The 15,487-nt window shown below is 60.1% G+C and carries 17 protein-coding genes; 7 read left to right on the forward strand and 10 right to left on the reverse strand.

From position 1 onward, the window contains the following. Nucleotides 1–18: 18 nt before the first annotated feature. Nucleotides 19–777, forward strand: a complete 759-nt coding sequence (locus HY17_RS01395) for a YebC/PmpR family DNA-binding transcriptional regulator (RefSeq protein WP_034761422.1) — start codon at nucleotides 19–21, stop codon at nucleotides 775–777. A gap of 18 nt (nucleotides 778–795) precedes the next feature. Here the strand turns inward: HY17_RS01395 and HY17_RS19100 are convergent, their stop codons facing one another. The 9 genes from HY17_RS19100 to hpf all read right to left on the reverse strand — a co-directional run bounded on the left by HY17_RS19100 (nucleotide 796) and on the right by hpf (nucleotide 8,129). Then, nucleotides 796–1,242 (reverse strand): N-acetyltransferase, encoded by a 447-nt coding sequence (locus HY17_RS19100; protein ID WP_051599510.1) that lies wholly within the window; start codon nucleotides 1,240–1,242, stop codon nucleotides 796–798. 62 nt (nucleotides 1,243–1,304) lie between these two features. Then, the gene (gene lpdA / locus HY17_RS01405) at nucleotides 1,305–2,711 is read right to left on the reverse strand and encodes a dihydrolipoyl dehydrogenase (RefSeq protein ID WP_034761424.1); all 1,407 of its coding nucleotides are present in this window, start codon (nucleotides 2,709–2,711) and stop codon (nucleotides 1,305–1,307) included. A 97-nt stretch (nucleotides 2,712–2,808) separates the two neighbouring features. Further along, complete coding sequence (locus tag HY17_RS01410; protein ID WP_034761426.1) at nucleotides 2,809–3,174, reverse strand: hypothetical protein; 366 nt, start codon at nucleotides 3,172–3,174, stop codon at nucleotides 2,809–2,811. A 92-nt stretch (nucleotides 3,175–3,266) separates the two neighbouring features. After that, a complete protein-coding gene (locus HY17_RS01415) occupies nucleotides 3,267–3,935 on the reverse strand; it encodes a hypothetical protein (protein ID WP_034761428.1) in 669 nt (222 codons plus the stop codon). A gap of 81 nt (nucleotides 3,936–4,016) precedes the next feature. Further along, nucleotides 4,017–5,519, reverse strand: a complete 1,503-nt coding sequence (locus HY17_RS01420; protein ID WP_034761430.1) for a caspase family protein — start codon at nucleotides 5,517–5,519, stop codon at nucleotides 4,017–4,019. Nucleotides 5,520–5,594: 75 nt separating this feature from the next. Continuing rightward, nucleotides 5,595–5,996 (reverse strand): hypothetical protein, encoded by a 402-nt coding sequence (locus HY17_RS01425; RefSeq protein ID WP_034761432.1) that lies wholly within the window; start codon nucleotides 5,994–5,996, stop codon nucleotides 5,595–5,597. A gap of 47 nt (nucleotides 5,997–6,043) precedes the next feature. Next, on the reverse strand, nucleotides 6,044–6,865 hold the full coding sequence (locus HY17_RS01430) for a ferredoxin--NADP reductase (protein ID WP_034761434.1): 822 nt from the start codon (nucleotides 6,863–6,865) through the stop codon (nucleotides 6,044–6,046). Between the two features lie 176 nt (nucleotides 6,866–7,041). Further along, nucleotides 7,042–7,512 (reverse strand): PTS sugar transporter subunit IIA, encoded by a 471-nt coding sequence (locus HY17_RS01435; RefSeq protein WP_034761436.1) that lies wholly within the window; start codon nucleotides 7,510–7,512, stop codon nucleotides 7,042–7,044. Nucleotides 7,513–7,535: 23 nt separating this feature from the next. Continuing rightward, a complete protein-coding gene (gene hpf / locus HY17_RS01440) occupies nucleotides 7,536–8,129 on the reverse strand; it encodes a ribosome hibernation-promoting factor, HPF/YfiA family (RefSeq protein ID WP_034761439.1) in 594 nt (197 codons plus the stop codon). A gap of 247 nt (nucleotides 8,130–8,376) precedes the next feature. Between hpf and HY17_RS01445 the strand changes: the two genes are divergently transcribed. Both HY17_RS01445 and HY17_RS01450 read left to right on the forward strand, forming a co-directional pair. Continuing rightward, on the forward strand, nucleotides 8,377–12,090 hold the full coding sequence (locus HY17_RS01445; protein ID WP_081812912.1) for a PAS domain S-box protein: 3,714 nt from the start codon (nucleotides 8,377–8,379) through the stop codon (nucleotides 12,088–12,090). Then, nucleotides 12,087–12,446 carry a response regulator gene (locus HY17_RS01450; protein WP_034761443.1) on the forward strand — a complete coding sequence of 120 codons (360 nt, stop codon included), beginning with the start codon at nucleotides 12,087–12,089 and terminating at the stop codon, nucleotides 12,444–12,446. The genes HY17_RS01445 and HY17_RS01450 overlap by 4 nt, the downstream gene beginning before the upstream one ends. Nucleotides 12,447–12,449: 3 nt before the next feature. Here the strand turns inward: HY17_RS01450 and pspF are convergent, their stop codons facing one another. After that, nucleotides 12,450–13,550: a phage shock protein operon transcriptional activator gene (pspF, locus tag HY17_RS01455; RefSeq protein WP_051599511.1), complete on the reverse strand. Its 1,101-nt coding sequence runs from the start codon at nucleotides 13,548–13,550 to the stop codon at nucleotides 12,450–12,452. Between the two features lie 208 nt (nucleotides 13,551–13,758). On the opposite strand from pspF, the gene HY17_RS20610 reads away from it, so the two are divergent. The 4 genes from HY17_RS20610 to pspC all read left to right on the forward strand — a co-directional run bounded on the left by HY17_RS20610 (nucleotide 13,759) and on the right by pspC (nucleotide 15,435). Further along, nucleotides 13,759–13,890, forward strand: coding sequence for a hypothetical protein (locus HY17_RS20610; protein ID WP_255342720.1), 132 nt, complete (start codon nucleotides 13,759–13,761; stop codon nucleotides 13,888–13,890). 28 nt (nucleotides 13,891–13,918) lie between these two features. Beyond that, a complete protein-coding gene (gene pspA / locus HY17_RS01460) occupies nucleotides 13,919–14,599 on the forward strand; it encodes a phage shock protein PspA (RefSeq protein ID WP_034761444.1) in 681 nt (226 codons plus the stop codon). A gap of 114 nt (nucleotides 14,600–14,713) precedes the next feature. Continuing rightward, complete coding sequence (gene pspB / locus HY17_RS01465; RefSeq protein WP_034761446.1) at nucleotides 14,714–14,971, forward strand: envelope stress response membrane protein PspB; 258 nt, start codon at nucleotides 14,714–14,716, stop codon at nucleotides 14,969–14,971. A gap of 11 nt (nucleotides 14,972–14,982) precedes the next feature. Next, nucleotides 14,983–15,435, forward strand: a complete 453-nt coding sequence (gene pspC, locus HY17_RS01470; RefSeq protein ID WP_051599512.1) for an envelope stress response membrane protein PspC — start codon at nucleotides 14,983–14,985, stop codon at nucleotides 15,433–15,435. Nucleotides 15,436–15,487 lie beyond the last annotated feature (52 nt).

Raw genomic sequence — 15,487 nt, forward strand, 5'->3', positions numbered from 1 at the left:
GCTGCCGAGAGGGTTTTCATGGCCGGCCACAGTAAATGGGCAAACATCCAGCACCGCAAAGGCGCCCAGGACAAGAAGCGCGCCGCGCTGTTCTCGCGTCTGTCCAAGGAGCTTACCATCGCGTCGAAAATGGGAGGGCCCGATGCGGACGCCAATCCGCGCCTGCGTCTGGCCATCCAGAACGCCAAGGGCCAGTCGATGCCGAAGGACAACATCCAGCGCGCCATCGACAAGGGCCAGGGCGGTGGCGGCGAAGACTATATGGATATCCGCTATGAAGGCTTCGGCCCCGGCGGCGTCGGCATCATTGTGGAAGCCTCCACCGACAACAAGAACCGCGCCGCGACCGATATCCGCACGGCGTTCTCCAAGAATGGCGGAAACCTCGGCGAGACGGGCTCTGTCTCCTTCGGCTTCGACCAGGTCGGCGAGATCGAATACCCGCCGGAAGCCGGCAGCGAAGACGAGATCATGGAAGCCGCCATCATGGCCGGTGCCCAGGATGTCGAGTCCGACGAGAGCGGCCACTTCATCTACACCGCTCGCGAAGACCTGCAGACGGTGGCCGATGCGCTGACCGAACATTTCGGGGACGCGGTCGAAGCCAAGTCGACCAAGTTGATCTGGAAGCCACAGAACACGGTGCCGATCGAGGGCGACGCGGCTGACACGCTGATGAAGCTGCTCGACGTGCTGGATGACCTCGACGATGTCTCGAACGTCTACGACAATTCCGAACTGTCGGATGAGGAAGCCGCCCGCCTCGCTGGCGAGTGATCCGGACAGCAAACTGGTTTAAGGGCTGACGAGGCGGATCTGGCTGCGGCCGCTGTCTTCACCGGCAGAGGCGGCGACATGCCAGCCGAGCGCCTCGTAAGCCTTGCGCGCGCCGAAATTCTGCGTGTCCACATCCAGCGTCAGCGGCTGGCCGGCCTCTTGCCGGGCAACTTCCAGCAGGCCGCGGCCGACGCCGCAAAAGCGCCAGTCCTCATGCACGAAGATGTGGTCGACATAGGCATCGGGCGGCTGAAGCGTGAGGAAGCCGATGATGCCGGCACTCGGCTCTTCGGCGACCCAGATCTTCGCGCCGGGCAGGGACCGGATCAGCCGCGCCACATAAGGCCGGGGGGCTCCGCGCCACGGGAACTTGCGCAGACAGGACATGAAGATCGACATGCAGGCCTGCCCGTCGCTCGTTTCATAGTCCCGTATGTGCCAGCCGGCTCCGGCATGAATGTACATGCCCTAAAAGTAGCAACGGAATTCTGTGCGTCCACTGTTTCTCGGCTGTGAACGCTGCAAAACTACATCTGCATCGTCCAGCCTTCGACGCCCATGGCCGCCTGACGGATCGCTTCCGACAGGGTGGGGTGGGCATGGCAGGTGCGGGCGACATCTTCCGAGGCCGCGCCGAATTCCATGGCAACGCAGATCTCGCCGATCATCTCGCCAACGCACGGGCCCATCATGTGGGCGCCCAGAATGCGGTCGGTGTTCTTGTCGGCCAGGATCTTCACGAAGCCAGTGGTTTCATGGTTCGTGCGCGCGCGGGAGTTGGCCATGAAGGGGAACTTGCCCTTCTTGTATTCGATGCCGGCTTCTTTCAGCTGGTCTTCCGTCTTGCCGACCCAGGCGATCTCCGGGTTCGTGTAGACGACGCTCGGCACCAGATCATAGTCGACATGGCCCGCCTTGCCGGCGATCAGTTCGGCGACGGCCGTGCCGTCATCCTCGGCCTTGTGGGCCAGCATCGGCCCGTGGATGCAGTCGCCGACCGCCCAGACGCCGTCAGCGGCCTTGAAGTGACCGTCGGTCACTTGCACGACACCGCGCTTGTCGGTGGTCACGCCAACATTCTCAAGACCCAGGCCATCCGTGTACGCACGGCGGCCGACGGCCACGATCACGACATCTGCGTCGAGGGTTTCGGTGTCGCCGCCCTTGGCCGGTTCCATGGAGAGTTTCAGCTTCGACTTCATCTTCTCGACGCCGGTCACTTTCTGGCCGAGGCGGAAGGTGAGGCCCTGTTTCTTGAAGACGCGCTGGGCTTCCTTGGCGATCTCGCTGTCGGCGCCCGGCATGATGCGGTCGAGATACTCGACCACGGTCACTTCAGCGCCGAGGCGTGCCCAGACCGAGCCCATCTCGAGGCCGATGACGCCGGCGCCGATCAGGATCAGGCGCTTTGGCACAGCGGTCAGCGACAGGGCGCCGGTGTTCGTCACCACGCGCTCTTCATCGATCTCGATGCCTGGCAGGCTGACCGGCTCGGAGCCGGTGGCGATGACGATGTTTTTCGTTTCGAAGGTCTGGGTGCCGCCCTCGTTCAGGGTCGCTTCGACTTTGCCCGGCCCGAGGATCTTGCCGCGGCCCACGATGTAGTCGACCTTGTTCTTCTTGAAGAGGAATTCGATCCCCTTGGTCAGGCCTTCGACGGCGTCGTCCTTCTGCGCCATCATCTGGGTGATATCGATTTCCAGCTTGCCGGTCTTGATTCCCATGCCGGCGAAATCTTCCTGCGCACCGCGATAAAGGTCGGACGCGTGGAGGAGGGCCTTGGACGGGATGCAGCCGACATTCAGGCAGGTGCCGCCGAGTTTGCCGCGGGATTCGATACAGGCAACCTTCAGCCCGAGTTGTCCTGCGCGGATCGCGCAATTGTAGCCGCCGGGGCCGCCACCGATGATGACGACGTCATAGGTCTCTGCCATGGGAAATTCTGCCTTGCGAAAAGGGGCCTGAGGATTCGAGCGCCAACCTAGGCATTTGCGCCCTGAAATCAATGCGCCCTTGGTAGGGAGAGCAGCTTCAGTTGCGTTGCAGGATAAATAGCAGGCCCATCAGCACAATCAGAATGCCCGAAAACACGGCTTCATCCATCCAGAGCACCGAATTTGCCCCGGAAAGCGCCATCGTGGCCGCCAGCAGCGCGAAAACGCCCACACCAATCAGGCTGAGCAGGGCGCCGAAAGGTTTGCCGAAGCCTGCCAGCAGGCCGCCGATCACAGCGACAAAGGTGCCGAGTATGCGCAGCAGGCTGGTTGGCGGGGAGAGAAGGGCATCAGACAGGGGGCTGCCGCGCGAAACGATCACGTTCACTGTGTGAATGCCGCCCCAGAGCAGCCAGGCTGCCAGCACGGCCAGTGCAAAGCCGGCGAGATTGCGAACGGTCATAACAAGCCTTCCTCATTATCATTCTTGAGGGGACCATACGCCATGTCGGCGTAAAGCGAAGTAAATTCAGGGTCTGCCGGTCTGGCCGGGCGTCAGGCGAGGCCTCGGGCTTCCAGCACTTTTTGCCGACGGGCAGCGGCCTTGCGGCCATGATGGGCAAAGCTGGCCCGTTGGCGCGCGACGGCGGCTGGGACGAAACCGGGCCGGGTCTTGGGCTGGCCGAACACATGCTTGCGCACGACAATCGGCTCTTCGCCCTCAGCAGATTGCTGGACGACGATGGTCTGGACCACGGGTTGCCGCACCTCTTCGGGCTGGGCTTCTGCCTGTTCAACCGGCCGGGCAGGGCGGTAGCGCAGCTCCCAGACGGCGATCAGCAGCAGAACGCCGACGGCGCCGAGCCCGGCCACACCGCCTTCGGCAATGCTCGGGTTTTCCCACCAGCCGGGTTCGAAGGTGACGAGGTAGAAGACCGGAAAGCCTGCGCCCATGCCGCAAAGATACCAGGCAACCCCGCCGCGGCGGCGCGCAGCCACCATGGCGGCAGAGCAGTAGAAGCAGAGCGCGGCGAGCAGATAGGGTCCGCCATTGTCGATGCCGAGCTGGCGCCAGTTCACCGTGGCGAGGCCATCGGCCAATTGGTCATGGGCCAGCCAGCTGACGGCCATCATGATCGACGGCCAGCGCACGGCTGTCAGCGCGCCAAAGGCAAAGGCGATCGCAAAACAGGTAATCAGGATGGCGATAAGCTGGCGGAGCATGCTTAACGCCGTACCACGCGCGTGGTGACGATCCGCTGAACGGAATCGTTGAAATTCGTTCAGTTTTGCCTTTTAGGGCGATTATTCCGCTTTGCTCTCCAAAGCGTCATACATGAGGGTCACGCAGATTTCCTGCTCATACTCGAAATCGGGCACGTAGGCGCCTGACGCCGGGTCGAGCGTGTAGGTCACCAGACGATCTTCGCCTTTGATCTCGCTGGTAAATTTGTAATCGACCAGGAAAGAGTCGGCGCTTGTTCGGGAGGGCTTGATCCGGCCTTCCAGAACGCAGGGCTTCAGCTCTTCATAGGCGGCGCCAGTCGTGTCATCCCGGGTCGTCACACTGGCGCGGAATGCAGGCCCGTCCGGTGTGATTTCGATGACGTCCTCTTTGGCGACCACATAGCCCTGACCCATCCAGCCGGCTTTGACCATCATGGTCGGATAGTTCAGAAGGCCGGTGCGGAGCGAATAGTCTGGCGGTTGGCCGAATCCATTGCCAAAGGCAAGATCTTGCCAGGTGCCAATCACCTCACCATCCTTGATGTAGTGGGCGCTGATACGGCCGGCAGCCACATGCGCATCTTCCTTGTTGGTCCCCTTGGAGACCAGGGCGATATAATCATCGAACCTGACGGCGAAGGCGGGTTCGAAGGTAAACGTCTCCATCCGGCCGCCAAACTCTTCACTGGCTTTGATTTCAACGGTCGCCTTGCCAAAGTCGCCATAGGCGGCGGCGAAGGCCTGATCGAGATCACTGCCGCTCATCACTAGTTCGAAGGGTTCAGGCCGCTCGGTAACGGCCGGCTTTTCGCAGGCGGCAAAGCAGAACTCGTTGTAAAGAAGATTGTTGGTCCAGGGCAGCTGGCTGCGATTGGTGCGCCCGGCCACCCGGCGCTGGGCGGCGGCGAAGGCGTCTTCGGCTTTCTGGCCAGGCCGGCGGATCTCCTCGGCCAGCACCGGCGCATAGACGCCCTCCTTGGCCACATCGTCGAGGCCGGTGGCATAGGCGATCAGCATGTCCGGGCGTGCCTCCACGCGGGAGAGGCCTTTGACGCCGGCCTTGTAGCCGGAAAAGCCCGGCACGTTCCGGCAGGCATCGAAGACCAGGAAAATCGCACGGGCGCCGGTGGCGGCAAACCCGTCGCGCTGGGTCTGCATGTCGAGGCCGTAAAAGGCAAGGTCGGAGGCGGCAACCAGTTCCGCATCCACGCCCAGAAGGTAGGAATCCCCGCTTTCGGGGTGCTGGGCGCCATGGCCGGTATAATAGACGAACGCCACCGCATCGGGCCCAGCTGCATCGACCTTGCGGCGGAAGGCGTTGAGCGTCGAGGCAAGGTCACGCTTGTTGAGGTCATGTGCGCGGGTGACGTCGAAACCGGTCTCGATCAGCGCGCTGGCAATCGTGTCGGCCTCCTGGCTGGCGCTGGTTACCCGGGAGAGATCTCCGGTGTAGTCGGTCTGGGAGATGACCAGGCCAAGGCGGGTTTCAGCGATTGAGGCGGCGGGCAGCAGAAGAAGGCAAGCGCAGGCCAACGCCACGCGGGCCAGACGGGTCTGACAGAATTGCTTTATTCGGTTCACCGGATCAGGTCCTCCCACACCGGGGAAAACCTAGCCTTATGGTTAAACCGCGTCGAGAGGGAACGGCTTTTCCGATCAGGCTTCAGCGAAGGGCACGATCCGGGTGGCGAGGAAGGTCGCAACGATTGGCAGCAGCAGGCCACCAGCGACCATCCAGGTCGGGTGGGAGACCGACAGAAGCACAGCAATGGTCAGCAGCAAGACCGCCCCGGCGACCACGAGCGCCGAACGGCGGGCGCCTTTTGATATCCGCAAAGCGGCCCAGACGCCGACGAGTGCCCCGAGGAACCAGGACAGCACAACCATGGCCTTCGCCCCGACGGGGGCGGCTGCAACCGCATCGCGAACCTGCTGTGGAGAGGGGTTCGCGGGAAGCTCAGGTTGCGGAAACAAGAAATGGCCCACCATCTGGATGAGGGCGACGACCATCATGGCTAACACGATACCTACGACGGCGCCTGCCAGCTTGCGCGTCATAATTCAGCCTCCCAGCTAAAGTGGCTGAGTAAATGCCACGGTAAAGGCTAGCCCGCAAATGCCTTTTCTATAACAAATTCAGCGGGTGAGGCGTTCGAACCCTCTGTCAGACCGGCCTTGATCATGAGGGCTTTGGTGTCCTGGATCATTTCCATGGAGCCACAGATCATGCCCCGGTCCGTGGCAGGGTTGAGCGGCTTAACCCCCAGATCTTCAAAGAGTTTTCCGGATTCTATGAGGTCCGTGATACGGCCCTGATGATCGTGCGGTTCCCGCGTGCAGGAGGTGTAGAGACGGAGCTTTCCTTCGACCATTTCCCCTACGAGAGGGTCGTTAATCAAATCGGCCACCAAATTTCGCGAATAGGTCAATTCTGCCGCTTCACGGCATGTATGAGTGACAATGACCTCATCATATCGCTCATACGTCTCGGGATCGCGCACAAGGCTCGCGAAGGGCGCAAATCCCGTCCCGGTTGAAAACATGTAGAGCCGCTTGCCTGGAAGGAGAGCATCCAGCACAAGCGTGCCGGTCGGTTTCTTGCCCAGCAGCACCTTGTCGCCGGGCTTGATGTGGCACAGGCGCGAGGTCAGCGGACCGTCCGGCACTTTGATGGAATAAAACTCCAACTCGTCGTCCCAGGCAGGGGAGGCGATTGAGTAGGCGCGCAGCAGCGGTCGGCCGTCTTCCTTGGGCAGGCCGATCATCACGAATTCGCCCGAACGGAAGCGGAAGCTCCGCGGGCGGGTGATGCGGAAGCGGAACAGGCGGTCGGTGTAATGTTCGACCGCAAGGACGGTTTCTTCCGTCGGCGCATTCGGATTGACTCGAGCGGCCCCAGCGGCGGCTCCGGTCGCGTCAGCGGACATGGCAGACCCCTTATCGATATCAGTCAGCGGCAGATGACTATCACACGGCTGGATTGCAATGTGGCAGAAGAACGCTTCAGATTTCCTCAACAGTCCGCCGAGTCTGCAGGAAAATCGGGGGCACAAAAAACCCGCCGATTGGGCCGGCGGGTTTCTGGTTCAGGTGCCTGGCCGGGTCAGACCGAAGGCTCGGCGGCTTCCCGGCAGACCACAGCGCGCACGTCTTCTTCGGTGTGCGCAGCGCGCAAGGCGTCGCGTACGGCGCCCTGGCGGAAGACGCGGGAGACCTGGGCCAGGGCGCGGAGGTGGTCCGCACCAGCTGATTTGGGCGCCAGCAGCATGAAGATCAGGTCGCAGGGTCGCTCGTCGATGGCCTCGAAATCAACGCCATGGTCAAGCCGCAGGAAACCGCCCACCGGCTTCTCGAGGCCCTCAATGCGCGCATGCGGGATGGCAACGCCCTCCCCAACGCCGGTTGAGCCCAGCCGTTCGCGTTCCATCACGGCGTCCTCGATCTGGCGTGCGCCAAGGCCGGTCGCCTCGGCCAGGCCTTCTGCCAGAGCGTGTATCGCCTGTTTGCGGCTCGTCGCGTCAAACGACGGCAGGATAACCCCGCCTTCAAGCAGGGAACTCAGATCGGTCGCCATGTAACTCGCTTCCGTTGGCCGCCTCAGTTTCTGGAGGCGTCTGCTGGATCCACCCAACCAATGTGCCCGTCCGGGCGGCGGTACACCATATTCAGGCGTCCATGGCCAGCATTTCTGAACATGAGTGCCGGAACTTCCTGCAGTTCCAGCTGCATTACTGCCTCGGAAACGCTCATTGTCCGAATGTGAACAGCGGTTTCGGCGACGGTCAGCGGGGCGTCGTCAGAAGCCTCCGGGAGCTCTTCATCCGTTTCGGCATCGTATGCATTTACCTGGATAACAGACTCCGCCGCCGGTTCGACGGGCATGGTGGTGTTGCCTGCATGATGGTCTTTCAGGCGGCGCTTGTAGCGGCGCACGCGCTTTTCCATCTTGTCCAGGCTGTCTTCCAGCGCCGCATAGGGGTCGCCCGCCTTGCCGGTCGATTGCAGAATGATGCCCGAGGGCAGGTGGACGTTGCAGTCCACTTCCACGAACGGGCCCTGCTGGGATACGAAAACACGGGCATCGCCAGTTCGATTGAAATACTTACTGACCGCCGCCTCCAGCCCCGTTTCGATCCGGCCCCGAAGAGCTTCACCGAGATCCATATGCTTGCCAGTAATCTGTATCTGCACGAGCGGTCTCCTTCTTTATGGCTCGCCATTATGGCGCAGAAAATCGCACGACGCGACTCCTACTGAAGAGATGGGCGAGACTTGGGCGGGCAAAAAGAGGGTGCGGCGTTACAAACCGTCAATTCGCGTCTCAGGTGTACAGGCCCCGGAAAATTTCCCGATTTGACAGGTGCGCCGGGACATCTCACCATTTAACCAATGACTCATTCGTGGCGGGCTAAGCAATTCGAATAAAGTGTGATCGTTCATGAACAGGTCCACCGCCCAGCGGATCGATGACTCGTCCCTTCCTCCTCTCGATGAAGAAGGAATGACGAACCCGTTGGCATATGGTGCGGTCGGCATTGCCCACATCGATTCTGACGGCACGATCCTGCGGTGCAATCTGCGTTTCGCCGAAATGCTGGGTTACAAGCCGGAAGAACTCGCCGGCATGCACACCGATGCCGTCACCGATGCCGATGATCTCGAGCTGCAGATCATGCTGTTCCGGGAGATGCTCGCTGGGAAGCGGCGCTCCTTCCAGATGAACAAGCGCTATGTCCACAAGGATGGCAGCATCGTCTGGGCAATCCTCACTGTGGGCTGCGCGCGTGACGCGGATGGCCGGGTTGAGCATTTTGTCGCGATCATCAGCGACGTCACGGAGAAGCATAATGCGTCCCAGGCGCTCGCCGAGAGCGAAGCGCGCTTCCGTGCGACATTTGAAAATGCAGCCGTCGGGATGGCGCTCGTCGGGACGGATGGGTCCTGGCTGAGAGTGAACCAGCGGGTTTGCGACATTGTCGGGTACAAACCCCATGAGTTGATGAAGCTCACCTTCCAGGACATTACCCATCCGGACGATCTCAATATCGATCTCGGCCTCCTGCAGGAGGCCATCGACGGCAAGCGCGATACCTATTCGATGGAAAAGCGCTACTTCCACAAGGATGGCAGCATGGTCTGGGCAAAGCTCACCGTGGGCTGTGTCCGTAATGAAGCCGGGGAAGTCGACTATTTCATCTCGGTGATCGAGGACATCACCAGCGAGAAACGCAAGGATGACGCACTTCATCAGAGTGAAGAGCGTTTCCGCGCCACATTCGAGAATGCGGCCATCGGGATGGCCCAGGTTGCTCCGGATGGAACCTGGATACATGTAAACCGTAAAGTCTGCGAAATCCTCGGCTATTCGGAAGCTGAGCTGATGCAGTGCAATTTTCAGTCTCTGACCTATCCGGAAGACCTTCCACTGGGCGTCAGTCAGATGCAGGAAATGTTCGCCGGCAAGCGCAGCTCGATGCAGATCGAGAAGCGTTATGTCCACAAGGATGGCAGCATTGTCTGGGCCAACCTTACCGTCGCCTGTGTGCGCAACAAGGCGGGCAGTGTCGATTACATGATCTCGGTGATCGAGGACATCACCGAAAAGAAGCAGATGCGCCAGGATCTGACGGCAAGCGAAGCGCGCTTTGGGGCGGTTCAGCAAACCATGCCGGACGGTTTCATGATTTTCAAAAGCGTCCGGAACGAAAGCGGTCAGATCGAGGATTTTGCGTGTGAATATGGAAACCCTGCTTCCAGTGAGCTTCTGTCGATAGACCCCAAAGACATGCCCGGTCACCGGATGCTGGTGCGGAATCCCTTGAACATCGATGTCGGATTGTTCGACATCTACTGCAGTGTCGTGAATACGGGGCGAACGGCACAGGGTGAGCTCAAGTTTCCATTCATGGACGGCACCTCCAAATGGTTCCGCTATTCGATCGTGAAAGTCGATGACGGGTTTGCGGTCACGTTTTCGGATGTCAGCACGGAGAAGAAGTCAGAAGCGGAGCTGCGGAAAAGCGAGGCGCGTTTCAGAGCGGTCCAGCAGACCATGCCGGACGGCTTCATGATTTTCAGCAGTATCCGGAGCGAAGACGGGGCGATCGAAGACTTTTATTGTGAATACGGGAATCCGGCGGCCCAGAAAATCCTGTCTATCGGACCTGAAGAAATCCCTGGCTACAAGATGCTCGAGCGCGATGCCAACAGCGTACAGCTTGGTCTGTTCGACTTGTATCGCGAAGTGGTCGAAACAGGGGAGACGGCTCAGGGAGAGTTGAAATTTCCGTTCCGGAGCGGCGCTATACGTTGGTTCCGCTATACGATTGTCAAAGTCGAGGATGGATTCGCGGTCGCATTTGCTGATGTCAGCGATGCCAAGGAATCCGAGATCCGGCTTCGCGAAAGCGAGGAACGCTTCCGGGCGGCCCAGCAGACGACGCCCGACGGCTTCGTGATGTTCCGATGTGTTTACGACGATCAGAACAATGTCGCTGATTTCGTTTGTGTGTATGAAAATCCTGCGGCGGCGGCGATCATCAATCTTCCCGGTCAGAAACTTGTCGGGCGGACCATGCTGACCGGTGCGCCGCCGGATATGCGGCGTCCTTTGTTCGATGCTTACGCCAGTCTGGTGGAGACAGGCGAGCCATTGGATATGGAAATGTTCTTCCCGATTACCAATAATGGTCTCTGGCTCCGGATAGCTGCAGTCAGGATCGAGAATGGCGTCGCCGTAACCTACTCTGACATTACAGAACGCAAGAAGGCAGAGTTGCGGTTGCGGGAAAGTGAATCCCGCCTTCGCGCCTTCCACCAGACGACGCCGGACGGGTTTGTTATTTTCGAAAGTATCCGGAACGCTGAAAACGAAATCAAGGATTTCCAGTTTGTCTATGCAAACCCCGCGGCGGTGCGCTTGTCGGGCCGTGATCTGGAGCAGTTGTTTAAAACGACGATGTTGAAGGACGCGCCGCTACTGAAGGAAGTTGGTGCGTTCGACCAATATGTACGGGTCGTGGAGATGGGCGAGCCTTGGCGGGGAGAGTTCTTATATCCGGACGGGCGTGCTGGCGGGGTCTGGTACAGTGTTACCGCCGCCAAGGTCGATGATGGCGTCGCCATTTCATATTTGGACATATCGAGAGAGAAAGAGGCTGAGGCAAGGCTGCGGGAGCAGGAAGAGCGTGCGCGCGCCATCCTGAACAGCCTGATCTCTTTCGTCACGCTGCTGACACCAGATGGCATCATCCTCGACGTCAACGCCGCGGCGCTGGCCACCGCGAACCTCGACGCGTCTGATGTTGTCGGGAAACATTTCTGGGATACCTATTGGTGGTCCCATGATGCCGATGCCCGCGAGGAGCTGCGCCGGTGTGTCCTGAGGGCGGCCAAGGGAGAGCGCGTTCTTCATGACACCACTGTTCGGGTTTTGGGGGATGAGCGTATTGCAGTCGCAAACCTGCTCGCACCAGTCGTGGATGAAGTTGGCGTCGTGACAAATGTTGTTGCCTCCGGATTCGATATTTCCGACCGCAAGAAGGCCGAGCAGCATCGGGAGATGTTGGTGGGGGAACTCAGCCATCGGGTGAAAAACTCTCTGGCAACCGTTCAGACCATTGCCTCGCACTCGCTGCGTGAAGCGTCCGATCTGGACTCCTTCCGGGAGACGTTCGTCGGCCGGCTTATGGCGATTTCCAAATGCCATGACCTGCTGATCAGTTCGACGCGGAGCGACGCCGATATTTCCCAGCTCGTGCGTGATCAGGTGCTGCCGTATTCCCAGGGCGGCGTCGACCAGCAGGTGACGATGTCCGGGCCCCCATTGATGCTTGGGCCAGAAGCGGCGCACACATTCGGCCTCATCCTGCACGAACTGGCGACCAACGCGGCAAAGTATGGCGCTCTGTCGACAGACGAGGGGCGCCTCGATATCCGATGGCGGCGCGGCTCCGATCCGTCGATTGCAGACGCAGAGTTGACCTGGGTCGAGACGGGGGGGCCGCCTGTGGAGCCGCCGAAGCGCCGGGGTTTCGGCAGTGTGCTGATTGAGCAAAGCCTGTCTCATGCGCTCGGCGGGCAGGCGAAAATTGAATACCGCCCGGAAGGCCTTTGGGCCGAGTTCAGGTTCCGCAGGAGGGGGCAATCATGAGCTGTGATGAGGGTGTAATTCTCCTCGTTGAAGATGAGTTCCTGATTGCACTGGATGTGCAGATGCGCCTGCAGGAGGCGGGCTACAAGGTCCTCGATCCGGTTGCCAGTGTAGAAGATGCAATGGCCGCGCTGGACAAAACGCAGGTCTGCGCGGCGATCCTCGACATGAATATCAGCGGATCGACATCACTCCCTATTGCCCAGCGGCTGGAAAGCGAAGGCAAGCCTTTTATCTTCCTGTCAGGCAATGACACGTTCCACCTTCGGGAACGGTATCCACATCACATGGTGATGACCAAGCCGATCAATTACGAACAGCTGATCGGCGCGGTCAGGCAGATCTGCGGCGGCTGACGCTTACATTGCCGGGCGGGGGGTGCCGCTGAGGGGCGTGCCTTCCTCATCGTCTTTCGGTTTGCCGGGCTTTTTTCCGTAGTCGTGCTTTTTCAGGAGACCGCGGAACTGGTGATAGGTCAGCCCCAGTGCATCGGCAGCCTGGCCCTGATGTCCCTTCGCCCAACTGAGCGCCTCATCGATCAACCGCATTTCAAAGGCTGCGACCTGCGCCTGGAAGTCGGCTGTGACCGATGGGTCGATCCTGCCGGGATCACTCACCTGCAGGGAGGAGGATTTTGGCGCTGGAACCGGCTTTCCAGGTGATGTTTGTGGCCGCCAGGGGGATTCGAACGGATCCAGCGCTGCGGGGTCGAACACGACCGGCTCTCCCGGTGTCATGACCATGGAGCGATGGGTCAGCCGTTGGGCGAAGTTTCGCAACTCGCGCACATTGCCCGGCCAGTCATGCGCTTCGATCGCGGCAATGGCGGACGGCGCGAAGCCTGGAAAATCCTGACCCATTTCAATCGCCATCCGGCGGGCAAAGAAGTCCGCCAGCAGACTGGCATCGCCGCGCCGGGCGCGCAGCGGGGGCAGTGTAATCACGTCGAAGGCCAGGCGGTCGAGCAGGTCAGACCGGAACTCGCCAGCCTCTGCCATGGCGGGCAGGTCGGCATTCGTGGCGGCAATGATGCGCACATTGGTTGTCAGCACGCGTGAGCCGCCAAGGCGCTGGAATTCGCCATACTCGACCACGCGCAGCAATTTTTCCTGCACCTGCTGGGACGCCGTGGCGATCTCATCGAGGAAGATCGTCCCGCCATCTGCGAGTTCGAACCGGCCCTTGCGCTGCTCGGTCGCGCCTGTGAACGCACCGCGCTCGTGCCCGAACAATTCACTGTCGAGCAGCGTTTCCGAAAGGGCGGCGCAGTTCACCTTGATGAAGGGGCCTTCCCACCGCTTCGAAAGGAAGTGAAGGCGTTCGCCGATCAGCTCCTTACCGGTGCCACGTTCTCCGATGATGAGAATTGGGCGCTCCAGCGGTGCAACGCGGGAGACATGCTCCTGCGCACTGAGCCAGGCCGGGGACTCCCCGATCAGCTGTGTATTCTGATCAATCATTTCGCCAATATAGCCAAATAGGAATAATTATACGACTAAAAAATTAGTAGAAATCGCTAAAATGTATTGCGTGTTAAGGCCCGGAAAACTTTTTTATCTATTAAAAACAAGAAGTTACAAAATTAATTTTGGTCTGGCACGGTCCTTGAAATGTGGGAAGAGCTCAGAGCGACGGGCGTTGCTCGAAACCAGAAGGACGAAACAAAACATGGAAGACCGTTACACCCGCTCAGAAGCCCGATCGGACACAGGCCGTTTTGGCCGGTGGCTGTCGACCCGTTCCGCAGAGACCTGGATGTTCTTTGCCGCGGGCGTCTTCCTCGGCGGTTTCTTCTTCTAATCCTCCCCTGACACGAAAGGACACCACAATGGGTCTGTTCTCCCGCCTCGGTGACATCATCAACTCGAACATCAACTCGATGCTCGACAATGCCGAGAACCCCGAAAAAATCGCGCGCCTGATCATTCAGGAAATGGAAGACACGCTGGTCGAGGTCCGCACCGCGGCTGCCCGTGCCATGGCCGACAAGAAGGAAATGGAACGTGACGTCGCCCACTTCACCACCGTGCGTGACGACTGGGCCAACAAGGCCGAGCTCGCCATTGACAAGGGCCGTGAAGACCTTGCCCGCGGCGCCCTGATCGCCAAGCAGAAGGCCGAAGCCGAAATCGACCGCCGCAAGAACGCGATGGCCGCTGCCGAGGAAGCCTTCGAAAAGCGCCAGGACGACCTGGCGAAACTTCAGGCCAAGCTCGACGAAGCCAAGGCAAAGCATCGTGCCCTGATGATGCGCCGCGAAGCTGCCGAACAGCGGATCCGCATGCGCAGCCAGGTCTATGACGGCCGGGTCGACGAAGCGCTTGCCCGCTATGGCAATATCGAGCGCAAGGTCGACGAGATGGAAGCCTATGCCGACCAGATCCGCGGCTCGGAGCCGACGCTCGAAGCCCAGTTCGCTGCCCTTGAGCAGGACGAAAGCATCGAGAAGGAACTCGCCGCCCTGAAGGCGAAGCGTTCCAAGTCGTCCGCCAAGAAGTCGGAGGGCTGATCACATGCTGTTTTCGCTCGCCTGCCTCGCCGGCTTCCTGACGGTGGTTTGCACGCCTGGCCTGGTGGCCATGGAACTTGAAGACCGCCGCGCCAAGAAAAATGAGGCCGCCTGATGCCCGAAGAAGTATTCGCCATTGCCATCGTCAGCATCATTTTCATCGGCTTTCCCGCCGTCATGTTCCACTACATTACCCAGTGGCGGAAACAGAAAACCCTGATGCCGGACGATGAGCGGATGATGGAAGATCTCTGGCGCTCCGCCAAAGCGATGGAGCGCCGGATCGAAACGCTCGAACGCCTGCTCGAAGCAGGGGAGGCGGAGGAACACCGTTCGCCGCCCCGCCGCTCCCGCCCCACTTTTGACGACTGAGGAATAAATAGATGTCCCGCCACTCCCGCCCATACCGCGATGCCGTTCACGGCGAAGACCGGATTTATGGCTCCCCCAATCCCAAGCGCTTTTACCGCTCCCGCGAAGACAAGGTCATCGCCGGTGTTTGCGGCGGCCTTGCCGAACGCTTCGGCTGGGAACCTGTCCTGGTCCGCGTCCTGGCCGTGCTTGCCTTCTTCTTCGTGATGGGGCCGCTCGCCCTGATCGCGTACGTCACCATCTGGATGATCACGCCGCGCCGCCCTTTTGGTCTGGCGTCGGTCTCTCCTGATGAAGACGCTTTCTGGCGCAACGTTTCAGACCGGCCGCGCGTCACCTTTGGCAATCTCAAATACACCTTCATGGACATGGACGAACGTCTTCGGAATATCGAGCGCAAGGTCACCTCGGATGAGTGGCGCCTGCGCAAGGAATTCCGTGACCTCGAACAGGGCAATAACTGATCCGTACAAAAATAAATAACGGCGGAAATACTAACTGACAGACTCCGGTAAA

Source organism: Hyphomonas sp. CY54-11-8, assembly GCF_000682735.1.
Taxonomy (GTDB): domain Bacteria; phylum Pseudomonadota; class Alphaproteobacteria; order Caulobacterales; family Hyphomonadaceae; genus Hyphomonas.